Annotated in this window: 22 protein-coding genes; 12 read left to right on the forward strand and 10 right to left on the reverse strand. The window is 73.4% G+C overall.

Annotation, left to right across the window (positions count from 1 at the left end; all coding sequences use genetic code 11):
- Positions 1 to 22: 22 nt before the first annotated feature.
- Positions 23 to 985, reverse strand: coding sequence for a TIGR03557 family F420-dependent LLM class oxidoreductase (locus BLV39_RS21485; RefSeq protein ID WP_090795563.1), 963 nt, complete (start codon positions 983 to 985; stop codon positions 23 to 25).
- A gap of 70 nt (positions 986 to 1,055) precedes the next feature.
- On the opposite strand from BLV39_RS21485, the gene BLV39_RS21490 reads away from it, so the two are divergent.
- Both BLV39_RS21490 and BLV39_RS21495 read left to right on the forward strand, forming a co-directional pair.
- On the forward strand, positions 1,056 to 1,688 hold the full coding sequence (locus tag BLV39_RS21490) for a 4'-phosphopantetheinyl transferase family protein (protein ID WP_090797647.1): 633 nt from the start codon (positions 1,056 to 1,058) through the stop codon (positions 1,686 to 1,688).
- A gap of 109 nt (positions 1,689 to 1,797) precedes the next feature.
- The gene (locus BLV39_RS21495; RefSeq protein ID WP_090795567.1) at positions 1,798 to 3,171 is read left to right on the forward strand and encodes a cellulase family glycosylhydrolase; all 1,374 of its coding nucleotides are present in this window, start codon (positions 1,798 to 1,800) and stop codon (positions 3,169 to 3,171) included.
- Positions 3,172 to 3,229: 58 nt separating this feature from the next.
- On the opposite strand, the gene BLV39_RS21500 is transcribed toward BLV39_RS21495, so the two are convergent.
- Both BLV39_RS21500 and BLV39_RS21505 read right to left on the reverse strand, forming a co-directional pair.
- Entirely contained in the window at positions 3,230 to 4,087 is an 858-nt protein-coding gene (locus BLV39_RS21500) for an NAD(+)/NADH kinase (RefSeq protein ID WP_090795571.1), read from the reverse strand.
- A gap of 76 nt (positions 4,088 to 4,163) precedes the next feature.
- On the reverse strand, positions 4,164 to 5,285 hold the full coding sequence (locus tag BLV39_RS21505; protein WP_090795575.1) for a LolA family protein: 1,122 nt from the start codon (positions 5,283 to 5,285) through the stop codon (positions 4,164 to 4,166).
- A 96-nt stretch (positions 5,286 to 5,381) separates the two neighbouring features.
- On the opposite strand from BLV39_RS21505, the gene BLV39_RS21510 reads away from it, so the two are divergent.
- Both BLV39_RS21510 and BLV39_RS21515 read left to right on the forward strand, forming a co-directional pair.
- Positions 5,382 to 6,038, forward strand: coding sequence for a response regulator transcription factor (locus tag BLV39_RS21510; protein WP_090797649.1), 657 nt, complete (start codon positions 5,382 to 5,384; stop codon positions 6,036 to 6,038).
- A 44-nt stretch (positions 6,039 to 6,082) separates the two neighbouring features.
- A complete protein-coding gene (locus BLV39_RS21515; protein ID WP_090797651.1) occupies positions 6,083 to 7,474 on the forward strand; it encodes a sensor histidine kinase in 1,392 nt (463 codons plus the stop codon).
- Here BLV39_RS21515 and BLV39_RS44280 read toward each other — a convergent pair.
- Both BLV39_RS44280 and BLV39_RS21525 read right to left on the reverse strand, forming a co-directional pair.
- A complete protein-coding gene (locus BLV39_RS44280) occupies positions 7,420 to 9,483 on the reverse strand; it encodes a tetratricopeptide repeat protein (RefSeq protein WP_239083798.1) in 2,064 nt (687 codons plus the stop codon). The two genes, BLV39_RS21515 and BLV39_RS44280, sit on opposite strands and share 55 nt — an antisense overlap.
- A 126-nt stretch (positions 9,484 to 9,609) precedes the next feature.
- Entirely contained in the window at positions 9,610 to 10,068 is a 459-nt protein-coding gene (locus BLV39_RS21525) for a MarR family winged helix-turn-helix transcriptional regulator (RefSeq protein WP_090795578.1), read from the reverse strand.
- A gap of 57 nt (positions 10,069 to 10,125) precedes the next feature.
- Between BLV39_RS21525 and BLV39_RS21530 the strand changes: the two genes are divergently transcribed.
- On the forward strand, positions 10,126 to 10,644 hold the full coding sequence (locus tag BLV39_RS21530; RefSeq protein ID WP_090795583.1) for a VOC family protein: 519 nt from the start codon (positions 10,126 to 10,128) through the stop codon (positions 10,642 to 10,644).
- Positions 10,645 to 10,668: 24 nt separating this feature from the next.
- The gene (locus tag BLV39_RS21535) at positions 10,669 to 11,565 is read left to right on the forward strand and encodes a hypothetical protein (RefSeq protein WP_090795585.1); all 897 of its coding nucleotides are present in this window, start codon (positions 10,669 to 10,671) and stop codon (positions 11,563 to 11,565) included.
- Here the strand turns inward: BLV39_RS21535 and BLV39_RS21540 are convergent.
- From BLV39_RS21540 to BLV39_RS21550, 3 genes are all read right to left on the reverse strand, one after another.
- Positions 11,546 to 12,043, reverse strand: a complete 498-nt coding sequence (locus BLV39_RS21540; RefSeq protein ID WP_176985008.1) for a potassium channel family protein — start codon at positions 12,041 to 12,043, stop codon at positions 11,546 to 11,548. The two genes, BLV39_RS21535 and BLV39_RS21540, sit on opposite strands and share 20 nt — an antisense overlap.
- 80 nt (positions 12,044 to 12,123) lie before the next feature.
- Positions 12,124 to 12,297, reverse strand: coding sequence for a DUF4236 domain-containing protein (locus tag BLV39_RS21545; RefSeq protein ID WP_090795592.1), 174 nt, complete (start codon positions 12,295 to 12,297; stop codon positions 12,124 to 12,126).
- 102 nt (positions 12,298 to 12,399) lie between these two features.
- Positions 12,400 to 12,621, reverse strand: a complete 222-nt coding sequence (locus BLV39_RS21550) for a hypothetical protein (RefSeq protein WP_204082836.1) — start codon at positions 12,619 to 12,621, stop codon at positions 12,400 to 12,402.
- A gap of 86 nt (positions 12,622 to 12,707) precedes the next feature.
- Between BLV39_RS21550 and BLV39_RS21555 the strand changes: the two genes are divergently transcribed.
- The 6 genes from BLV39_RS21555 to BLV39_RS21580 all read left to right on the forward strand — a co-directional run bounded on the left by BLV39_RS21555 (position 12,708) and on the right by BLV39_RS21580 (position 19,767).
- Positions 12,708 to 13,739, forward strand: coding sequence for a PQQ-dependent sugar dehydrogenase (locus BLV39_RS21555; protein ID WP_090795598.1), 1,032 nt, complete (start codon positions 12,708 to 12,710; stop codon positions 13,737 to 13,739).
- A gap of 58 nt (positions 13,740 to 13,797) precedes the next feature.
- Complete coding sequence (locus tag BLV39_RS21560) at positions 13,798 to 14,691, forward strand: alpha/beta hydrolase family protein (RefSeq protein WP_090795600.1); 894 nt, start codon at positions 13,798 to 13,800, stop codon at positions 14,689 to 14,691.
- A gap of 82 nt (positions 14,692 to 14,773) precedes the next feature.
- Positions 14,774 to 17,380: a helix-turn-helix transcriptional regulator gene (locus tag BLV39_RS21565; RefSeq protein WP_090795603.1), complete on the forward strand. Its 2,607-nt coding sequence runs from the start codon at positions 14,774 to 14,776 to the stop codon at positions 17,378 to 17,380.
- Between the two features lie 13 nt (positions 17,381 to 17,393).
- Positions 17,394 to 18,257 (forward strand): class I SAM-dependent methyltransferase, encoded by an 864-nt coding sequence (locus BLV39_RS21570; protein ID WP_143049832.1) that lies wholly within the window; start codon positions 17,394 to 17,396, stop codon positions 18,255 to 18,257.
- 32 nt (positions 18,258 to 18,289) lie between these two features.
- The gene (locus BLV39_RS21575) at positions 18,290 to 19,423 is read left to right on the forward strand and encodes an FAD-dependent monooxygenase (protein WP_090795608.1); all 1,134 of its coding nucleotides are present in this window, start codon (positions 18,290 to 18,292) and stop codon (positions 19,421 to 19,423) included.
- Entirely contained in the window at positions 19,420 to 19,767 is a 348-nt protein-coding gene (locus tag BLV39_RS21580; RefSeq protein WP_090795611.1) for a TraR/DksA family transcriptional regulator, read from the forward strand. The genes BLV39_RS21575 and BLV39_RS21580 overlap by 4 nt, the downstream gene beginning before the upstream one ends.
- A 3-nt stretch (positions 19,768 to 19,770) precedes the next feature.
- Here BLV39_RS21580 and BLV39_RS21585 read toward each other — a convergent pair whose 3' ends face one another.
- Together BLV39_RS21585 and atpF are read right to left on the reverse strand one after the other, a co-directional pair.
- Complete coding sequence (locus tag BLV39_RS21585) at positions 19,771 to 20,373, reverse strand: hypothetical protein (protein WP_176985009.1); 603 nt, start codon at positions 20,371 to 20,373, stop codon at positions 19,771 to 19,773.
- Positions 20,374 to 20,616: 243 nt separating this feature from the next.
- Entirely contained in the window at positions 20,617 to 21,099 is a 483-nt protein-coding gene (gene atpF, locus BLV39_RS21590; protein ID WP_090795616.1) for a F0F1 ATP synthase subunit B, read from the reverse strand.
- Positions 21,100 to 21,138 lie beyond the last annotated feature (39 nt).

The raw sequence follows: 21,138 nt of genomic DNA on the forward strand, positions 1-21,138 counted from the left end.
GCCGCGGCAAAATAGCTTCCCGTTACAGGCGTCGAAGTGCCGGGATCAACTCGGTCTCGGCCCAGTCGAAGAACTCGCGCTGGCTCTCGTCGCCGATCTGGAGCACCGAGACGTGGGTGAAGCCGACCTCGGCGAACTTCGCGATCGCCTCGACGTGTCGGGAAGTGTCCGGCCCGCAGGGGATGCCGGCGGCCACGTCCTCCTCGCGGACGAACTGCGACACGTCGGCGAAGGCGGCCGGGTTGGGCAGGTTCGAGTTGACCTTCCAACCCAGCCCGAACCACGGGAACTGCTCGTGGGCGATCTTGCGGCAGGCGGCCTCGTCGGGACCCCAACAGATCGGCTGCTGACCGTAACGGGGCTTCCCGGAACCGCCCGCGTCATCGAAGAGCCGCAGCAGCCGAGCCTGTGGCTGGGTGGCGATCGCGCCGTCGCCGTACTCGCCGGCGATCCCCGCCGACTCGGGCCCGGACAGCGCCACCGCGATCGGGACCCGGGTCTCCGAGCGGTCCCAGACGTACGCCTCGGGCACCTCGAAGTACTCGCCGGAGTAGGTCAGGTTCTCGCCGTCGAGCAGCGGCCGGATGATCTCCAGCGCCTCGGCCAGCATCGCGTGCCGTTCGCGTACGTGCGGCCAGGGTCCGACGACGTGCTCGTTGAGGTTCTCGCCCGCGCCCAGGCCCAGCACGAACCGCCCGTCGGCGAGCAGGTGCACGGTCGCCGCCTGCTGTGCCACGACTGTCGGGTGGTACCGGCGGGTGGGGCAGGTGATGTAGGTCATCAGCTCGGCCCGGGAGGTCGCGTGGGCCACCGCGCCCAACACCGACCACGCGTGCGGGGAGTGCCCCTGGGCGTCGAGCCACGGGTAGTAGTGGTCGGAGATGGTGATCTGGTCGAACCCGACCTCCTCGGCCCGGACCGCGTAGTCGACCAGGTCTTTCGGCCCCGACTGCTCGCACAGCAGGGAGTACCCAACGGCGACCATGGTTGCCTCCTCGCTCCAAAACGCCCGCATACCCCGCTTGTCGGGCGGCAATCCCGATATCCTCGCGAGCGTGCTCGCCGACCTGCTGCCGCCCGGTGCGGTGGCCGTGGAGCGCCGCGACGACAACGACCCGGCACCGCTGTTTCCGGTGGAGGAGGCGGCCGTGGCCGGGGCGGTGGCGAAGCGCCGGCAGGAGTTCGCCACGACGCGCCAGTGCGCCCGGGACGCCCTCGCCCTCCTGGGCTTGCCGGCGGTGCCGCTGCCGCGCGGCGCCGACGGGGCGCCGGTCTGGCCGCCCGGCATCGTGGGCAGCCTGACGCACTGCGCCGGCTATCGGGCCGCCGCCGTGGCTCGGGTGACCGACGTGGCCGGGCTCGGCATCGACGCCGAGCCCGACGAGCCGTTGCCCGCCGGGGTGCTGGACCTGGTCGCCGGCGCGGACGAGCGGGCCGCCCTGCCGACCGTCGGCCCGCACTGGGACCGGCTGCTGTTCTGCGCCAAGGAGGCGCTCTACAAGGCCTGGTCGCCGCTGACCGGACGCTGGCTCGGCTTCGAGGAGGCCCGCGTGGCGTTCGCGGCGGACGGCACGTTCAGCGTCCGCGTGCTGGTCGACGGCGCCGGTGAGCGCACCCGGTTCGAGGGCCGTTGGAAGGCGGCACCGGGCCTGCTGATCGCATCGGTGACCGTCAACTTAACCGGTTGACCTGTCCGGGTCGGCGGCCCTACTGTGAGTCGACGCCCCAGGGAGCCGGGCGGCAGCTGTCGGGCCAGCTGCCAGCCCCTTTGTCACGTCTCCTCTGTGAAGGCAGGAAATGAGACCAAGACTCCTGGCCGTCATCACGGCCCTGTCCGCGGTGGCCCTCGCGGCCATGTTCGTCCTCACTGTCGGCTCGCCGGCCCGCGCCGCCGCCGGCTTCACCGTCACCAACGGGCGCCTCTACGACGCCAACGGCACTGAGTTCGTGATGCGCGGCGTCAGCCATGCGCACACCTGGTACCAGAGCCAGACCCGGGCGTTCGGCGACATCAAGGCGACCGGCGCCAACACCGTGCGGGTCGTGCTCAGCGGCGGCCGCTGGCCCGCCAACAGCGCCTCCGACGTGGCCAACGTGATCAACCTGTGCAGGCAGAACCGCCTGATCTGCGTGCTGGAGAACCACGACACCACGGGGTACGGCGAGCAGAGCGGCTCCGTGCCGCTGTCCACCGCCGTCGACTACTGGATCGGCCTGCGTGACGTGCTGGCTGGCCAGGAGCGCTACGTCATCATCAACATCGGCAACGAGCCGGTCGGCAACAACGCGGTCAGTCCAACCTGGACGCAGGCGACCACCACGGCGATCCAGCGGATGCGTACGGCCGGCTTCGACCACACGCTGATGGTGGACGCGCCCAACTGGGGCCAGGACTGGCGGTTCGAGATGCGCGACAACGCGGCGAGCGTGTTCGCCGCTGACCCCGACCGCAACACCGTCTTCAGCATCCACATGTACGGCGTGTTCGACACCGCCGCGGAGATCACCGACTATCTCGGGCGGTTCCGCACGGCCGGGCTGCCGATCGTGGTGGGCGAGTTCGGCTTCAACCACTCCGACGGCAACCCTGACGAGGACACGATCATGTCCTACGCGCAGGCCAACCGGATCGGCTACATCGGCTGGTCGTGGAGCGGCAACGGCGGCGGCGTGGAATACCTGGACATGGTGACCGGCTTCGACCCAACCAGGCCGACGAGTTGGGGCCAGCGGATCATCGACGGCGCCAACGGGATCCGGTCGACCTCACGCGAGGCCACCGTGTTCGGCGGCGGCCCGACCGGCACACCGACCGCGACTCCGACCACGCAGCCGACCCCGACCGCGCAGCCCACGACGCCACCGCCCGCCAGGGGCTGCGCGGCCGCGTACAAGGTGATCGGCTCGTGGCCCGGCGGGTTCCAGGCCGAGGTCACCGTCACGGCGGGCAGCGCCGCGATCAGCGCCTGGACCGTCGGTTGGACCTGGGCCAACGGCCAGCGGGTCACCCAGTCCTGGAACACCACGCTGACCGCGTCGGGCAATGCGGTGAGCGCGCGCAACGTCGGCTACAACGGCAACCTGGGTGCCGGCGCCAGCGCCACGTTCGGCTTCCTCGCGTCGTGGACCGGCAGCAACACCGCACCTTCGCCGACCTGCACGGCAAGCTGAGTGCGAAGGAAGGGACCCTTGTTATCGCTTTTCCGTTAACAAGGGTCCCTTCCTTCGTTTAGTCGACCTCGGCGCTGCCCGTGACGCGGAGCTTGCGGCGGGCGCGCTCCGAAAATGTCGTATGCCCTAGGCGGATCACCCGGGCGGCGCCGGGCACCGCGTTGACGTCGAGGCGGTCGCCGGGGCCGACGTAGGTCGCCACGCCGCCGTCGACCTCGACCGCCAGCCGGCCGCTGCGCTCCAGGACGTCGAGGCTCAGGGTCTCGTCGACCGAGAGCATCAGGGCCCGGTTGTACGAGGAGTGCGGCGACGAGGGCACGACCAGCACGCCCTCCAGGTTCGGGGAGACGATCGGGCCACCGGCGGAGAACGCGTAGGCGGTCGAGCCGGTCGGGGTCGCCACGATCACCGCGTCGGCGGCGTACCGGACGAACGGGACGCCGAGGATGCCCACGCCGATGGCGGCCGATCCGTCGCCGGGGACGCGTACGAGGGCGATGTCGTTGAAGGCGGTGACTTCCCGGCCGTCCGGCAGCGTCGTGCGGACGGCGAGGCGCGGCTCAAGAGTGTATTGCCGGCTGTCGATCGCCGAGAGCGCCCACGGCAGGTCCTCGACGTCGATCTCGGCCAGGTAGCCCAGCTTGCCCAGGTTGACCCCGAGCACCGCGGTCTTCGTGCCGGCTGCCAGCCGCATGCTGCGCAGCATGGTGCCGTCGCCGCCGAGGCTGACCAGGATCGTGGACTTGCTGGCCAGCGTCTCCGGGTCGACGGGGATCGCGTTGCAGTCGATGCGCGCGATGTCGTCGGCCAGCCCCAGCACCGAGGCACCGTGGTTGCCCGCCCACTTGAGGATGGTCTCCAGGGCGGAGGCGGAGTCGCGCTTCGGATGCAGCACGATCCCGACGGTATGCACCATTCCCACAGCGCAACTGTAGTGCCGCAGACGGCGAAGCGCCCGGCCACCGGGGACCGGGCGCTTCAACTGATCTTGGTTAGCGGTGGCTGGCGGCCACCTCGTAGAGCCGCTCCGGGCTGACCGCCCCGAAGAACACCCGGCCGTCGTCGGTCAGCAGCCCCGTCGCCAGGTGGCTGGTGAACAGCCGGCCGCTGCCCCAGGCGCCACTGACCTTGGGAAGCTGGCCGAGCAGGCCGGCGATCCCAGGCTCGTCGCCGCCGGTCTTGTCGAGCTTGGCCATGAACACGGTGGTCCAGCCCTCGCCGATGATCGTCGGCCCCTCGCCCTTCGACGGCTGCTGCCGCTCCTTGGCGATCTTGTCCTCGAGCGCCTTGTCGTCCTTGTCGCCGGCGGCGGCCTTGAGCGCTTCGTCGAACTCGGTGACCTTGGTGCCGGCCGGCGGGTTGAAGACGAACTGCGCGTCGTCGGGCCGGTCGAAGTTGATCATCGTGAAGGCGACCTCGAACGCCGCCTTGTCGGAGGCGGCCGGGTAGATCCGGAACCGCAGCGGCACGTGCTCGGTCGCGTCGATCGCGATGGACACCTGGCCGACCAGCGACTCGTGGTCCTTCGGGGTCAGGTTCAGCTCGTACGCGTCGCGCCCGGCGATCTTGGTCGAGCGCCCCACGCTGACCTGGGTGCTCGGATCGATCGCCTTCAGCGCGAGGTCGGCCGCTTCCTGCGGAGAGGCCGGGAGCCCGGCCGGCGGCGCCCCGTGGTCGCCGTCGCCGTTGATCTTCCCATGGGTGGCGGTCTTGGACCGGCTGCTCCAGAGCCAGGTGTCGGAGCCGTTGCGGATCACGTCGGTCTGCGCGTCGCCGCCGAGCAGCGAGATGCGCGCCTTGTCGGGGCCGGCGTACCAGACCCGCAGGGTGTGCTGGCCGTCGACCAGCGAGGCCAGGCTGTCGTCGCCGAGCATGCCGGCGAGGCTGACGATCGGCGGGAGACCGAGGTCGGCGCGCTGCACGACGGTGCCCGAGAGACCGTCCAGGCGGGCGGTCTGCAGGTCGACGAGGAGCTGGGCGGCGGATCGGTCGGGGAGGGTCGGGTCGGCGGCGCCGGCGACGGTCGCCACCGCGGCGCCGCCACCGATGACGGCGACCGCGGCGGTGGCCGGAACCAGCCAGCGCAGCACCGGACGTTTGCTCAGGACAGACATGGGCGGATACCTCCTGCGGAACATGATGCCCGCCGCCGGCTGTGACGCGCCTGAGAGAGCTGTCAACCAATGGCCCGGAGATGGCACGCTTTGCTGGTGCGGTTGCTGGTGGTCGAGGACGAGGCGCGGCTCGCGTCCGCCCTTCAGCGCGGGCTGCAGGCCGAGGGCTTCGCGGTCGATGTGGCCGGCGACGGCCCCACCGGGCTCGAGCTGGCCCGGCACGGCGAGTACGACGCCATGATCCTCGACGTGATGCTGCCCGGCCTGTCCGGCTACCGGGTGGTCCGCGCGCTGCGGGCCGAGGACCGGTGGCTGCCGGTGCTGATGCTCTCGGCCAAGGACGGCGAGTACGACCAGGCCGACGGGCTGGACTGCGGCGCCGACGACTACCTGACCAAGCCCTTCTCGTACGTCGTGCTGCTCGCCCGGCTCCGCGCCCTGCTGCGCCGGGGCGCACCGGCCCGGCCCGCGGTGCTGGAGGTCGGCGACCTGAGCCTCGACCCGGCGCAGCGCTCGGTGACCCGGGGCGGCACCGCGGTCGGGCTCACCGCACGCGAGTTCGCGCTGCTGGAGTACCTGATGCGCCGGCCCGGCGAGGTGGTCTCGAAGACGGAGCTGCTCGACCACGTCTGGGACGCCAGCCTGGACACGGCCCCGAACGCGGTCGAGGTCTACGTCGGCTACCTGCGCCGCAAGGTCGGCCGGGAACGGCTGGAGACGGTCCGCGGCGCCGGCTACCGGCTGGCACCGTGAAACCCGGGCGGGTGTGGCGCCGGCTCAGCCTGCGCGGCCGGCTGATGGTGGTCGGCGTCTCCGGGCTGGTCGCCGGCCTGCTGGTGGGCGGCGTGCTGCTGGTCACGGTGCTCGGCAGCACCCTGCACCGGGGCGCGGAGGACGCCGCCACCAAGACCGCGAGCGCGCTGGCCGAGCTGATCGCCGCCGACTCGCTGCCCGACCCGCTGCCGGTCTCCGGCGACGACGTCCGCGCCCAGGTGATCGACGACGAGGGCCGGGTGGTCGCGGCGTCGCTGGGTGCCGACCGGCTGGTGCCGTTCCTCTACCCGGGCGAACGACCGGTGCGCGGCGGCGACGAGCCGCACAGCGTCTACATCGACGGGGAGCGGATCGGGGTCACCGGCCCGGTGCAGGTGGTCGCGGTGGAGGCCGGCACGCCCGACGCGCCCCGCACCGTGCTGGTCGCGAAGTCCCTCGGCGACCTGGTCCGCGCCGTCGACCTGCTCAAGCACTCGCTGCTGATCGCGTACCCGCTGCTGGTGGCTTTGCTCGCGGCGATCGCCTGGCGGGTGATCGGTGCGACGCTGCGCCCGGTCGAGACTCTGCGGGCCGGCGCGCAGGCGATCACCGACGGCGCCCGGGCCGACCGGCTGCCGTTGCCGGCGTCCCGCGACGAGATCCACCGGTTGGCCGTGACGCTCAACGGCATGCTGGCCCGGCTCGAGGGCGCGCGGGCGCGGCAGCGGGCGTTCGTCGCCGACGCCGCGCACGAGCTGCGCTCGCCGCTGACCAACCTGCGCACCGAGCTCGAGGTGGCGCAGCGGATCGGGGAGGCCCCCGACACCGAGGACCTGCTGGCCGACGTGCGCCGGCTCGGCCGCCTGGTCGACGACCTGCTGCTGCTGGCCCGCTCCGACGACCTGGCCGGCCGCCCCGACCCGGTGACCGGCCCGGTCGACGTGGGTTCGTTGCTCGCCGCCATCGCGGCCCGCTATCCGGCCAGGGTCACCCTGCGGCCGGTCGCCGGAGCGCCGTGGACGGTCGGCGACGAGGCGGCGCTCGACCGGGTGGTGGCCAACCTGGTCGACAACGCGGTCCGGCACGCGCGGGAGCGGGTCGAGCTTGCCGCCGCCCTGGCCGGCGACCAGGTGGAGATCACCGTGACCGACGATGGTCCGGGCATCCCGGAGGCCGACCGGGAGCGGGTGTTCGACCGGTTCACCCGGCTCGACGACGCCCGGGCGCGGGACGCGGGCGGTGCGGGGCTCGGGCTGTCGATCGTGCGGGAGTTGGTCGCCCGGCACGGCGGCACCGTCACCCTCGGCGACGCGGCGCCGGGCCTGGTGGCCACGGTGCGCCTGCCCGCGGCGTCGATCACCGAGGCCGGGCCGGAAACCCCTCAGCCGCGGTCGGTGCAGACGGGCTTGGCCCGGCCGACCACGCCGGCCGGATAGTTCACGCCCACGACGAAGCAGTAGTCGCTGGTCGGGTCGAGCCCGTAGACGACGAAGTTGTCGCTGCCGGCGGGTAGCTGCTCGATCGGGCGCGGCTGCTGGCCGGTGCGGCCCGCCGACACCACGACCGTCCCGGCGGCGCCGGCCGGATATTTCCAGCGCAGCGTGACCTGGTCGGTGCCGTCGTTCAGGGCGACGCTGCCCGGCGGGGTGCCGGCCCGGGCGGTGGGCGGCGCGGTGGTGGGTGGCGGCGCCGTGCTGGTGGCCGGCACGGTGCGCGGCGTGGTCGGTTGGCTGACGGTGCCGGTGCCGGTGCCGTCGCGGTCGATCAGCGCGAACCCGGCGATCACCGCGGCGGCGCCGAGCACGACCACCAGGAGGCCGGCGATCACCAGCGGGGTCACCCGGCGCTTGGGCCTCGCGTACGGGACGGGTAGCTGGTCGGCCGGGCGCCGCTCGGGCAGCCGGGCCGCGCGGCGCTCCGCCTCTTCGCCGGCCTCCAGCTCACGGGGGTAGGTCGCGGCGGCCGCGCCGGGTTCGGTGCCCCAGAGGGCGCGGTCCCACTCCTGCTCCGGTGGTGGCGGGTCGGCCGAGGGCTGCGCCCAGCGCTCGTCGTCGTGTCGCCGCGCCGCCCAGGCCTCGTCGTCCGGCCGGGCGTCCCAGCCGGTGCCGTCGTCCCAGCCTTCCCCACCCGGGTCGTCCCAGGTCTCGCTGCTGGTGTTGTCCCAGGTGGCGCTCTCCTGACGGCGCCACACCTCGTCGCCGACCTCGGCCGGCTCCCGCCGGCGGGCCCATTCCGACCGGTCCTGGTCGCTGGCGTGCTGGTCCCACCCGGTGCGATCGGCCCGGTCCCGCCACGCCGTGTCGGGGGTCGGCTGCGCCTCGGCGGGCCACAGCGGGCGCTCCGGGGCGCGCTGTGCGGGCGGCGACCAGGCTTCCAGCGGCGGCTCGGTGTCGGGCGGGTAGGTCTCGGTGGCGTACGCGTCGCGCAGGTCGGAGCCGGGCGCGAAGTGGTCCGGCACCTCGTCGTCGGCGGCGTGCCGCGGTCGGATCGGCCCGCCGTCGTCGTCGAGCGCGGCGCCGCTGCCGAAGCCGTCGCGCAGGGTCGGGGTGACCGGGGCCGGTGCCACCGGTGGCGGGGCGACCGGGGTCGGCGCGACCGGCGGCGGGGTCATCGGCTGGGGCACGACCGGCGGGGTGTGCTCGGGCACCGGGGTGAACGCCCGGATGTAGCCGCTGCCGGCCGGTGAGCTCGTCGAGCGCGGCGGTGGCGGGCCCGAGCCCGCCATCGCGATCCGTTCGCTGTCCTCGACCGTGCAGACGTGGTTGGGATCGGCCGCCGCCCGGGCCAGCGCGGCCACCTGTGCGATCAGCGGGTGCTCGGGTGGCAGGTGCGTGCGGCACAGCTCCTGCGCGAGCGCGAGGTGGGCGTGCGAGGCGTCGAGCCGACCGCAGTCGCGCTCCATCGCGCCGAGCTTGGCCAGCATCCGGATGCCGGCCGGCCGGTCGTCGCCGTAGACCTCGTGGTGCATCTCCCAGGCGTCCTCGAGCCGGGCGCGGGCGGCGGCGCAGTCACCACGGGCGTATTCGACGGTGGCCAGGTCGGCATGGACGGCCAGCACGCGCGCCGACTCGGGACCCTCGGCGGCGGACAGCTCGAGGATCACGTCGTGGTAGAGCCGGGCCGCCCGCTCGTGCGCGCCGACCCGGTGCAGCACCGCCGCGAGTGTGGTGGCGGTGTCGACGGTGCGCGGGTCGTGCGCGCCGTAGAGCCGGGTGGTCGCCGAGTAGGCGTAGGACGCCCAGCCCCGGGCGCCGTGCGCCTCGCCGAGCGAGAGCAGCACCTTGGCCTGCAGGGCGGCGGCCAGGGCGAGCTCGTCGGTCGCGGTCGAGGGGGAGGGGTCAGCCGTGGCGAGGGCGCTGCCGAGCAGCTCTTCCGCGCCGGCCAGGTCACCGGCGTGGATCCGGTCCTGCGCCCGCGTGGTGAGGTCACCGAGGCCGATGGACATCGCCTCATCGTGCTTGTCCGGCGACGTTCTGTACAAGAGCCAGTTGGCCGAGATATTGACCGGACCCTACGTGACCTGGGGCTGTGCGCGAGGAAGTCGTCCGTTCGTGCGCATGGTGCACGTCCGTTATGCGCGGTGCTCCTTGAGCCCGCCGAGGATCGCGTCGCTGATCCGGCGCAGCTCAGCGACCTGGCTCGGGTTGAGCTGGTCGAAGAGATGGCTGCGTACGCCCTCCACGTGGCCGGGCGCCGCCTCGGTGAGCTGCCGCATTCCCTCGTCGGTGAGCACCGCGAGCTGGCCGCGGCGGTCGGTGGGGCAGTCCTGGCGTCGCACCCAGCCGGACTCCTCCAGCCGGGCCACCGCGTGCGAGAGGCGGCTGCGGGACGATCCGCAGGCGTCGGCGAGCTCGCTCATCCGCATGTTGTGCTCGGGTGCCTCGGAGAGCCTGACCAGGATCTCGTAGTAGGCGTGCGGCATGCCGGCCTCGTGCTGCAACTCGCGGTCGAGGGCGTCCATCAGGGCCCGGGTCGCACCGAGGAACGCACGCCAGGTCGCCTGCTCCTGGTCGTCCAGCCATCGCGTCATGGCGACATCATACCGTCATAGTTGAACTCTCAACTAATTAGCGCTACCGTGGAGCACATGGGCATCCACCGACTCAACCACGCGGTCCTCTACGTCAGTGACCTGGCTCGCAGCGTCGCCTTCTACCAGGACGTGCTCGGGTTCAAGAAGGTCCCGATGACGCCCGACGGGTTCGCGGGCGCCGCGTTCCTCCAGGCCAAGGACTCGACCAACGACCACGACCTCGGGCTGTTCGAGGTGGCCGGTGCCGGGCCGTCGCCGGCCGGGCGGGCCACCGTCGGCCTCTACCACCTCGCCTGGGAGGTGGACACGCTCGACGAGCTTTCGGCGACCGCCGAGCGGCTGGCCGCGGCGGGCGCCCTCGTCGGCTCCTCCGACCACGGCAGCACCAAGTCGCTCTACGGTCGCGACCCGGACGGGCTCGAGTTCGAGATCGTCTGGCTGATCCCCGCCGACAAGCTCGACGCCGCCGCGCTCGACGCGCGTCGCCGGATCGGCCGGCTCGACCTGGCGGCGGAGAAGGCCCGCTACGGGGGCCAGACGCGAGGCGGTGTCGGGATCTCCGTTCCCGTGTGAGGTCTTTTCCGCCAGAATGACGGCATGGGCGGGCCGATCGACGACGTCGTGCGGGAGATCCTCGTGCGGCAGCTCGACGCATGGGGTCCGGCCGCGCTGCACCGGTCCAAGCGGGCGACCTTCGCGCAGGCCTACGGCGGCCCGCCGGACGGGCTGCCCGAGGCGGCGCTGCGGGTCTTCGACGAGTTCACCGACCTGCTGCGCGGGCGCCGGCTGACCGCGCCGGTGATCGCGCCCAGCCCGGACCGCGCCGCGCTCGACGCGGTCTACCAGGAGCTCGACCGGCCGTCCGGCTTGGACATCCACGCCGTCGACGGCGGCGTCGACACGTTGCCGGCGGTGCTCACCGCGGCCTCCGCGGCCGGCGCACCGCTGCTCGCCTTCCTCGACGCCGCGACCGGCCCGCCGTCCGCGGCGACCCTCGCGGCGGTCGCGCGCGGCAAGCCGGGCGAGCTGCTGCTCGTGCTGGCCGAGGGTTTCCGCGAGCACCGGGCGATGCTCAGCGCCGCCGGGTTCCCGCTGGTCGCCGACGTCGAGTTGGTCGCCCGCGACGGCAGCGCCCGGCTGGTCGTGTTCGCCACCGGGTCCGGCAAGAGCCTCGACACGTTCAAGGACGCGATGTGGGCGGTGGACGAATACGCGGGCGTCCGCTACCGCGACCCGCACGACCCGGAAGGGCACCTGCTCGACATCTCCGAGCGGCCGCACCCGGGGCCGCTGCGCCGCGAGCTGTTGGCCCACCTGGCCGAGGTGGGCCGGGCGACGGTCACCGAGCTACGCCAGTTCACCGTGACCGACACCGTCTACCGCGCGGGTGACGCCAACCGGGTGCTCACCACGCTGCTCAACGCCGGCCAGGTGACCCGCGACCCGCCCGCCGGCCGGCTCGGCGGCGATGTGGTCATTTCTTCTGGCGGCTAGCCCGTACCCGGGCGGTGCCCTGGTTGATCAGCAGAGACGCGCCGGTCGCCAGCACAACGATGTTGAACACCATCTGGAAGATGACCAGCACCCGCGCTCCCTGGCCGGACGCGTGGATGTCGCCGAAGCCGACGGTGAACAACGTGCTCAGCGCGAAGTAGAGAGCGTCGGTCCGGGTGGATAGCCCCTGGAACTGCGTGGGCAGGGAGATCGCGACCACGTAGTCGGCCAGGGCGAACGCCATCGCGCCGGCCACCAGCGCGACGGCCAGGCCTTCCAGGGGAAGCTGGTCGCTGCGCAGCCGGCGCCTGATCTGCCAGACGACCAGGGTGATCGCGCCTGCGACGAAGACCAGCGCGGCCAGTGCGCGCAGGACCAACCGCCAGCCGCTGTCACCCTTCTCGACGGGCACGATGTAGTAGAGCGCGACCAGCAGCACCACCGCCGCGCCCACCCGGAGCCAGGCCGCCCGGTTCATATCGGACAATCTACTCAGGGCAGACACGCTCGTGGCGCCCTTCCGGTGTTATCGGGAGGGCGCCAACGAGGGGGTGGGGATTAGTTCTTGTCCTGCTTCCAGGACAGCGGCCCCGGCAGGTCGACACGGTGCGCGCGTGCCCGGGAGTTCCACGACCAGCGACCGATCTTGATGCTCCAGGAGCTGAAACCGTTCTCCGTGAAGTTCAGGATGATCGGGCCGATCTTCTTCCGCTTGCGGAACATCAGACCCATGATCGAGCACTCCTTCGTCTCGGCCCACGGCGTCCGGTGCGCGCCGGGGTCGGTCAGGAATGTGCCCAGTGGGTCTGTTCGCGAAACCAGCTCAGTGGACGGTCAACCCTTCATGATGGCGGCCCGGGACGCCCACGACATGATCGAGCGCTCGGAGGCGGCCGAGAGCAGGGAGAGGGCGCTGGCCCACGAGCCGATCGAGAACGCCGAGAAGGCGCTGCCGATGGAACCGATGCTCAGGACGGACCCGATCGAACCGATCGAAAGGACCGAGCCCTTGGAGCCGATGCTGAGTACGGAGTCCTGCGAGCGGATGCAGAGCATGGTCGTTCTCCCTTCCTCGCCCTCGTAGTGCCCCATCCACGCGGCGCTATTCTCGAACGGTGAGCCGGTCTCGGATCGCGTTGGCCATGGTCACCGTCGTCGCCCTCGTCGTGGCCGCCCTCGGCGGCGTCGCGGCCTGGCGGGGCTGGTTCAGCGAGCCCTCGGTCCCGTCCGCGCCGGACGCGGCGCCGGCCAGCGTGACCGACGTGGTCACCGGCCTGCGGGCGCCGTGGGGTCTGGCGTTCCAGCCCGACGGCACGGCGCTGGTCACCGAGCGGGACACGGCGAAGATCCTGACCGTCCAGGGCAACAGCGCACGCGAGCTCACGGTGGTCGACGAGGCGGCGCCGGCGGGCGAGGGTGGGCTGCTCGGCATCGCGACCGCCGGCGACTGGGTTTACGTCTACTACACGGCCGCCGGCGACAACCGCATCGCGCGCTTCCACCCGGACCAGCCCGACGCCCGCGAGACGATCTTCACCGGCATCCCCAAGGCCGGCAACCACAACGGCGGCCGGATCGCGTTCGGCCCCGACGGGATGCTCTACGTCGGCACCGGCGACGCGGGGGAGCGCGACGCCGCACAGGACCGCGGCAGCCTGGGCGGCAAGATCCTGCGGCTGACGCCCGAGGGCGCGCCCGCACCCGGCAACCCCTTCGGCGCCACCCCGGTCTACAGCTACGGCCACCGCAACGTCCAGGGCCTGGCCTGGGACGCGAGCGGGGCGATGTTCGCGTCCGAGTTCGGCCAGAACACCTACGACGAGCTCAACCGGATCGAGCCCGGACGCAACTACGGGTGGCCCGAGGCCGAGGGCACCTCCACCGACCCGGCGTTCACCAACCCGATCGCCACCTGGCGCACCGCGGACGCGTCGCCGAGCGGCATCGCGGTCGGCCCGGACGGCAAGGTGTGGATGGCCTGCCTGCGGGGTGAGCGGCTCTACACGATCGGCACCGACGGCGCCGGGGCGCAGACGCTGCTGCGCGGCGAGCACGGCCGGCTCCGGCACGTCGCGGCGGCGCCGGACGGGTCGATGTGGGTGCTCACGTCCAACCACGACGGGCGGGGCGACCCGGCGCCGGGTGACGACCGGATTCTGCGCATCACCCTCTGACACCGGCAATTTCGCCGATGCGCGTCCGCGTGGCCGCGCCAAACACTGGTCAACGTCGATGTCCCCCGACGGACCAGGAGCCCCCCACGTGAAGACAGCCATCCGTCTGCTCGCGACGACCGCCGCGGCCGTGCTCGCCGTCGGCGTCGCGGGCGTGCCGAACGCCCTCGCCGCCGACAACCCGTACGAGCGCGGCCCCGCGCCGACCACCTCGATCCTCGACGCCACGCGCGGCCCGTACGCCACGTCGCAGACCACCGTGTCCTCGCTGGTCACCGGCTTCGGCGGCGGCATCATCTACTACCCGACCACCACCAGCGACGGTACGTTCGGCGCGATCGCGCTCTCGCCCGGTTACACCGCCGCGTGGTCGAGCATCAGTTGGCTCGGCCCGCGGATCGCCTCGCACGGCTTCGTGGTCATCGGCATCGAGACCAACAGCCGCTTCGACCAGCCCGCCAGCCGGGGCGCGCAGTTGCTCGCCGCGCTGGACTACCTGACCAACAGCAGTTCGGTGCGCACCCGGGTGGACGCGACCCGGCTGGCCGTCGGTGGGCACTCGATGGGCGGTGGCGGCACGCTCGAAGCCGCCTCGGACCGGCCGTCGTTGCAGGCCGCGATCCCGCTCGCGCCGTGGAACACCGACAAGAGCTGGTCGGAGCTGCGGGTGCCGACGCTGATCATCGGTGGCGAGAGCGACACGGTAGCGGCGGTGTCGTCGCACTCGATCCCGTTCTACAACAGCATCCCGGCGTCGGCGGAGAAGGCGTACCTGGAGCTCAACAACGCCAGCCACTTCTTCCCGCAGAGCACCAACGCGCCGACCGGCCGGCAGATGGTCGCCTGGTTGAAGCGGTTCGTCGACAACGACACCCGCTACGAGCAGTTCCTCTGCCCGGGCCCGAGCGGCAGCGCGATCGACGAGTACCGCAACACCTGCCCCAGTAGTTGAGCCGAACGCGACTGACAAAGGCGCCCGTCGATCGACGGGCGTCTTTGTTGCCAGGAGCTTTCGGATAGGTGACACTGGATACATGCTTGTTGCACCGGCAGTGCATCTTCTTGACGAGCCGGTGCTGCGCGGCCGGACCCGGGAGCTGGCCGCGATCAGCCGGCTGTTGTGGCGGGTGGCGCGAGGCTCCGGCGGCGTCCTGCTGATCGAGGGCGACCCGGGCTCCGGCCGCAGTGCCCTGCTCGCCCACGCGACGCGGCAGGCGCCCGGGTTCGTCCGGCTACGCGTCCAGGGGCTGCCCGGCGAGACGGACCTGCCCTACGCGGCGCTGCATCGGCTGCCCGTGCCACCGCCGCTGCGCCGGCCACGCACCTCCGAGCAGCGGCTGCGGCTGTGCACCCGGGTGCTCGAGGCGGTCGTCGCCCGCAGCCGCGGCCGGCCGGTGCTCTGCGTGGTCGACGACGCGGACCGGATCGACCCGCCGTCGCTGGAGGTGCTCGCGTTCCTCGCCCGGCGGGCGCCGGACCACCGGATCGCGGTGGTCTTCGCCGGCACCGCCGGGCCGCCGCTCGACGGCACCGCGCTGCGGCTCGCCCCGCTGGACGACCCCACGGCGGCCGAGGTGCTCGCCGACCACGGTGTCCGCGGCGAGCTCGCCGAGGTGCTGGTCGAGCTGGCCGGCGGCAACCCAGCGGCGCTGCACGACCTGACCCAGACGCTGACGCCGGCACAGCGGCGCGGTGTCGACCCGCCGCCCGCGGCCCTGCCTGTCGACGGCGCGCTGCGCCGGGCGTACCGGACCCGGTTGCGCGCCCTGCCCCCGGCGACCCGCCGCGCGTTGCTGCTGGTCGCCCTCGACGACGGCCTGGATCCCGCGTTGCTGGCCCGACTGGCCGGCGGCGCGCTCGCCTCGGCCGAACGCTCCGGGCTGGTTCGCGGCAGCGGTTTCGCGCACGCGGCGGCGCGCGAGGCGGTGCGGGCCGAGGCCACGCTGGCCGAACGGCAGCGCGCCCACCGCACGCTGGCCCGGCTGCTGACCGGTGAGACCAACCGCCTGCGCCGGCTGCTGCACCTGGCCGCCGCGACCCCGCCGCCGAACGCCGGGCTGGCCGACGAGATCGAGCGCGCGGCGGCGTCCGTCGTGGACTGTCCGGTCGCCTCGGTGGCGCTGGAACGGGCGGCCGAGCTCACTCCGGACGCCGGTCCCGCGTCGGCCCGCCGGGTGGCGGCGGCCCGGTACGCCTGGCTCGGCGGCGACCCGGGCCGTGCCCGCCGGCTGCTGGCCCGCGCCGGCGCGACCGGCTCCCTGCTCGCCGGCGAGATCGCGTTGCGTGGCGGCACCCCGTGCGAGGCGTTGGAGCTGCTGCTCGCCGCCGCCGACGAGCTGGCACCCGGCCAACCGGAGCAGGCGTGGCGGGCGCTCGTGCTGGCCGGCGAGGCCGTGTGCCTGCACGGCGACCATGCCCGCTACCGGGAGGTGCTGCGCCGGGCGGCGCGGCTGCGCCGTGCGGGCCTGGTCGACCCGGTGCGCTCCGCCCAGGTGGCCGGGCTCGCGGCGGCGCTCCGCGGCGACCACGAGCGCGCCCGGCCCGCGCTGCGTTCGGTGCTGGAGCTGCACACCTGCGACCCGGAGGTGCTCGTCTCGGCGGCGTCGGCCGGCCTGCTGCTCGGCGACGACGCGGCCGCGCACCGCACCCTGGAGCGCGCGGCCGAGCTGGCCCGGTCCAACGGCGCGATCGCACTGCTGCCGCGCGCGCTGGAGCTGCGCACCTTCGTCGAGTACTGGATGGGTGCCTACGCGGCCGCGGCGGCCAGCGCGCGGGAAGGGCTCGACGTGGCCCGCACCTGCGGCCAGCGGGCCGCAGCCGGCAACCTCATCGGGCTGCTGGCGCTGCTGGCCGCGCTGCGCGGGGACGGCCCGGAGTGCATGCGCTGGATGCGGGAGCTGCGCTCGGGCTCGCCCGCTGGTCGCCCGCGCGCGCTCGTGCAGTGGGCCCTGGCCGTGCTCGACCTGGTCGCCGGCCGGGCCTCGGACGCGTTGGGCCGGCTGGTCACGATGGCCGACCCGGCGTCTGGCAGCGGCACCCTGCTGATCCAGATGACCGCGGCGCCGTACCTGGTCGAAGCGGCGGCCGCGGCCGGAGACCCGGCGGCCGGTCGCGACGCGGCGGCGGTGTTCGGCCGGTGGGCCGCCGCGACCGGCGACCCCACCCGGCGCGCCCTCGCCGCCCGTTGCCGGGCCCTGCTGGCGCCGCGCGGCGGTGAGGTCGCGCTGGCGGAGTTCGCTCAGGCGTTGCACCTGCACCCGGTCGACGGCGGCGACTTCGAACGCGCCCGCACGGAGCTGCTGCTCGGTCGCGACCTGCGCCGGGCCCGGCATCCCCGGGACGCGCGGCCGCACCTGCACCGCGCGGCGGAAGGCTTCGCCCTGGTCGACATGCCGGTCTGGGCCGCGCAGGCGACGGCCGAGCTTCGGGCCGCGGGCGAGGCGTCGGACCAGCCGGCGCCGCCCGGGCTGTCGCTGACCGCGCAGCAGCAGCGGATCGCCCAGTTGGTCGCGAGCGGCGCGACCAACCGCGAGGTGGCCGCCCAGCTCTTCCTCTCCACCCGCACGGTCGACCATCACCTGCGCAACATCTTCAGCCGGCTCGGTGTCCGCTCGCGGACCGAGCTGGCCAACACACTGTGATATCCATCGACGCGTGGCTTTCGTTCAGGTGGAGACGACGGCGGTGGCGGTCGCGCTGATGCGGGCGCTGGAGGCCGACGTCCCGGCCGGGCAGCGACTCTTCGACGACCCCGTTTCCGGGCGGTTGCTCACCGGGCCGCCCGCGTTCGTCGCCCGGCACCGGGCGGCCCGCGTCGCGCTCGGTCGGCTGGCCGAGACCGCGATGCCGGGGGTACGCGGCACGGCGGTCTGCCGCACCCGGGTGGTCGACGACTGGTGCCGGGAGGCACTCGCCGCCGGTGCCGGGCAGGCCGTGGTCGTCGGCGCCGGACTGGACAGCCGGCCGTACCGGATCGCCGAGTTCGCCGCCGCCCGCGTCTGGGAGGTCGACCTGCCGGGCACGCAAGCCCGAAAGCGCGCGGCCCTGGCCCGACTGACCGGCCCGGCTCCGGCCAACATCCGCTACCTCCCGGCTGACATCACCACCGACCGCCTCGACGCGGTGCTCGCCGCCGACGGGTTCGACCCGTCCGCGCCGACGCTCGTGGTGTTCGAGGCCGTAGCGCAGTACCTGCCGGCCCCGGCGGTGGCGCCGACGCTGGACTGGGCGGGCTCGCTCGCGCCGGGCAGCCGGCTGATCCTGACCTACCTGCCGGAGCGGGTGCTGCGGGAGCGCGCACGCGCGTCCCGGCGCTACGGCTGGCTGAGCGCCTACGACCCGGCCCGGCTCGGCACCGTCCTCGCCGGCCACGGATTGACACTGCGCCAGGACGTCGGTGCGGAGGACTATCCCGGCCGCTACCCGCAGCTCCGAGGTCGGCGACTCACCCTGCGCGAGATCGAGCGGGTGGCGGTGGCGGAGGTGCTCGATCAGCGCCTCGCGGGTGCGAAAGGATGAACTTCTAAAGCTGTAGGAGTGGGGCGAGGGTCATGGCGACTGCGGTCGTGGTCGGTGCGGGGATCGGTGGGCTCAGCGCGGCGATCGGCCTGCGCCGGCGGGGCTGGGAGGTCACCGTCCTGGAACGGGCCGGGCGGATCGCCCCGGTCGGCGCCGGGATCACGCTGCTGGCCAACGGCATGCGGGGGCTCGACGCGCTGGGTGTCGGCGCGGCGGTGCGGGCCGAGGGCCAGATCGAGGCGTCCGGCGGGCTGCGCACCCCGGACGGCCGCTGGCTCAGCCAGATCGACGGCGCCGACCTGGCCCGGGTGCTCGGCACGTCCGCGGTCGGCATCCACCGCGCCACCCTCCACAAGGTCCTGCTCGACGCGCTGCCGGAGGGCACGGTGGTCACCGGCGCCGAGGTGCACGACGTGGTGGCCGGCCCGCGGCCCCGGGTGGACGGCCGCGAGGCCGACCTCGTGGTGGCGGCCGACGGCATCGACAGCGTGGTGCGCCGGCGGTTGTGGCCCAACGTCCCGTCGCCCGCCTACGCCGGCACGACCGCCTGGCGCGGGGTGACCGCCGAGCCGTGGCACGGCCCGCTGGTCGTGGCGATCACCTGGGGGCCGGGTGCCGAGTTCGGCATGGTGCCGCTCGGCGACGGCCGGGTCTACTGGTTCGGTGGGGTCACCGCGCCGCGCGACACGCGCTACGACGACGAGCTAGCCGAGGTGCGGGCGCGGTTCGGTGACTGGCACGACCCGATCCCGGCGCTGATGGCGGCCACCGACACCGTCCGGCGCGACGACCTCCGCTATCTGCGCACCCCCGTACCGTCCTATGTGCGGGGTGGGGTCGCGCTGCTCGGTGACGCCGCGCACGCGATGACGCCGAACCTGGGCCAGGGCGCCAACCAGGCGATCGAGGACGCGGTCGTGCTGACGGCCTACTGCGACCCGGCCGGTGACCTCGGCGCGGGGTTGGCGGCCTACGACAACCAGCGGCGGCCGAGGTCGCAGGAGGTGGCGCGGGCGGCGTACCAGATGGGCCGGTTCGGTCAGCAGCTCCACAACCCGGTGGCGGTCGCCCTGCGAAACGCGGTGATCCGGCTCACCCCGCCCAAGGCCGGCCTCCGCTCGATGACCCGCTTCGCCTCGTGGACCCCGCCTACGCTTGGTCGATGACCGAGGACGTGGGGGAGCGGCTGCGGGCCGAGCGCGTCGGCACGGTCGCGCAGATCGAGACGTTGAGCCGGGTGGTCGAGGGGATCGTCACGGCGCAGACGGGCACGGCGACCGACGACGAGCACGACCCCGAGGGGCAGACGATCGCGTACGAGCGTGCCCAGGCGGGAGCCATGCTCCAGCGCGCCCGAGACCGGCTGGCGGCGATCGACGCGGCGTTGTCCCGGGTCGACGACGACAGCTACGGCCGCTGCGAGCGCTGCGGCCAGCCGATCGACCCGGCGCGCCTCGCCGTCCTGCCGGCGGCGCGTACCTGCGTGGGCTGCGCCGCCGGAAGGCGATGAGAGCTAGGCCTCGCGGACGACCGCAAGCTGGCTGAGCATCTGGGTCTCGCCGCCGACGTTGGCCGGCTGCTCGACGCCGAGCGCCCGGAGCTGGCCCTGCATGAACGCGACGAGCTGGGCCCGGTATTCGCGGTCGAACTGCTGGAGCGACTCGATCTCCTGCTGCAACGCCTCGCGCTGCGGCTGGAGGCTGCCGACCTGGTCGTCGTAGCGGCGCTGGGCGTCCTGCTCGAGCGCATCGGCGGCGTCCTGCGCGTCCTGCGCGACCTGCTCGGCCGTCGCGTGGGCCTCCGAGACCATCCGCTCCGCCGCGTCCGTGGCGTCGGTGACGACCTGCTCGGCCGTGGCCTGCGCCTCGTTGAGCACGCGCTCGCCCTCGGTGCGGACGTCATCGGCGTGCGCGGCCGCTTCGCGGGCGGACTGCTCGGCCGACGCGCGTGCGTCGGAGAGCACCTTGTCGGCCTGCCGGCGCATCTCGTCGGAGTAGCCCTGCGCCTCGCGAGCGACCTGGTCGGCGGCCCGGCGGGCCTCCGCGAGGAGCTGCTCGGACTGACGCTGGGAAGCCGCGATGTGCTCGTCGGCGGTGCGCTGGGCAAGGGTCAGCACGGAGAGTGCTTGGTGAGAGTTGGGTTCCACGAGCGCCTCACTGGGGGTGGGCTCGACCATATGGTGGCCATTGTCCGGAGTCGTCCCGCCGAACAACCCTTTTACGCGGCCTTTAACCCGGTTGTCGGTCACCGGTCGACCTCCGTCCTTGAGCGGCCCGGTCGGCCGGACGCTACCAGGCCGGGCGCCCTTTGTTCGAGGGGGAAGGCCACAGGAACCACCCTTGACCAGGTGCGTTCGCCCTTAATGTCCACGATGAGCTGAGTGAATTGGGCCGGGTTGGTGGACTATCCGGTCAGCGAGGTCGGCGGCCAACCGGTCAATGTCGGGAAGTAGACCACGGTGGACCGCGGCGCGTTCGGCCGCGAGCTGTGCCCGGCCGGCGGCGACGATCGCGTCGGCCTCGGCGCGGGCGGCCGCCAGCGCGTGCGCACGGGTCTGGGTGGCCTCGGCCCGGGCCTGCTCGCGGATCAGCGCGGCCTCGGCCCGCCCCTCGGCCAGCTTCTCGCGATAGCTGTCGCGGAGCCGCTCGGCCTCGCTCCGCGCCGCCTCGGCCCGCGCGAGGCCGCCGTCGATCGCGTCGGCCCGGGCCTCGAACGTCTGCTCCATCCGGGGGAACACGACTTTCATCAGCACGAGCGCGAGCAGACCGAACGCGACCAGACCGATCAGCACCTCGGGCAGGAGCGGCGTGATGGCGAGATACGGGTTGTCGATGTCGAACATTGCGACCTCCGGACTGGGACATCGAATCTATCCGATGCC

The sequence above is a fragment of the Asanoa ishikariensis genome (assembly GCF_900107455.1).
Taxonomy (GTDB): Bacteria; Actinomycetota; Actinomycetes; order Mycobacteriales; family Micromonosporaceae; genus Asanoa; species Asanoa ishikariensis.

What these genes read in the sequence shown, in the direction of transcription:
- BLV39_RS21485 (WP_090795563.1), bottom strand. Translation starts at nt 985, where the DNA reads ATGGTCGCCGTTGGGTACTCCCTGCTGTGCGAGCAGTCGGGGCCGAAA.
- BLV39_RS21495 (WP_090795567.1), top strand. Translation starts at nt 1,798, where the DNA reads ATGAGACCAAGACTCCTGGCCGTCATCACGGCCCTGTCCGCGGTGGCC.
- BLV39_RS21500 (WP_090795571.1), bottom strand. Translation starts at nt 4,087, where the DNA reads ATGGTGCATACCGTCGGGATCGTGCTGCATCCGAAGCGCGACTCCGCC.
- BLV39_RS21505 (WP_090795575.1), bottom strand. Translation starts at nt 5,285, where the DNA reads ATGTCTGTCCTGAGCAAACGTCCGGTGCTGCGCTGGCTGGTTCCGGCC.
- BLV39_RS21515 (WP_090797651.1), top strand. Translation starts at nt 6,083, where the DNA reads ATGGTGGTCGGCGTCTCCGGGCTGGTCGCCGGCCTGCTGGTGGGCGGC.
- BLV39_RS44280 (WP_239083798.1), bottom strand. Translation starts at nt 9,483, where the DNA reads ATGTCCATCGGCCTCGGTGACCTCACCACGCGGGCGCAGGACCGGATC.
- BLV39_RS21525 (WP_090795578.1), bottom strand. Translation starts at nt 10,068, where the DNA reads ATGACGCGATGGCTGGACGACCAGGAGCAGGCGACCTGGCGTGCGTTC.
- BLV39_RS21530 (WP_090795583.1), top strand. Translation starts at nt 10,126, where the DNA reads ATGGGCATCCACCGACTCAACCACGCGGTCCTCTACGTCAGTGACCTG.
- BLV39_RS21535 (WP_090795585.1), top strand. Translation starts at nt 10,669, where the DNA reads ATGGGCGGGCCGATCGACGACGTCGTGCGGGAGATCCTCGTGCGGCAG.
- BLV39_RS21540 (WP_176985008.1), bottom strand. Translation starts at nt 12,043, where the DNA reads ATGAACCGGGCGGCCTGGCTCCGGGTGGGCGCGGCGGTGGTGCTGCTG.
- BLV39_RS21545 (WP_090795592.1), bottom strand. Translation starts at nt 12,297, where the DNA reads ATGGGTCTGATGTTCCGCAAGCGGAAGAAGATCGGCCCGATCATCCTG.
- BLV39_RS21550 (WP_204082836.1), bottom strand. Translation starts at nt 12,621, where the DNA reads ATGCTCTGCATCCGCTCGCAGGACTCCGTACTCAGCATCGGCTCCAAG.
- BLV39_RS21555 (WP_090795598.1), top strand. Translation starts at nt 12,708, where the DNA reads ATGGTCACCGTCGTCGCCCTCGTCGTGGCCGCCCTCGGCGGCGTCGCG.
- BLV39_RS21560 (WP_090795600.1), top strand. Translation starts at nt 13,798, where the DNA reads ATGTCCCCCGACGGACCAGGAGCCCCCCACGTGAAGACAGCCATCCGT.
- BLV39_RS21565 (WP_090795603.1), top strand. Translation starts at nt 14,774, where the DNA reads ATGCTTGTTGCACCGGCAGTGCATCTTCTTGACGAGCCGGTGCTGCGC.
- BLV39_RS21575 (WP_090795608.1), top strand. Translation starts at nt 18,290, where the DNA reads ATGGCGACTGCGGTCGTGGTCGGTGCGGGGATCGGTGGGCTCAGCGCG.
- BLV39_RS21580 (WP_090795611.1), top strand. Translation starts at nt 19,420, where the DNA reads ATGACCGAGGACGTGGGGGAGCGGCTGCGGGCCGAGCGCGTCGGCACG.
- atpF (WP_090795616.1), bottom strand. Translation starts at nt 21,099, where the DNA reads ATGTTCGACATCGACAACCCGTATCTCGCCATCACGCCGCTCCTGCCC.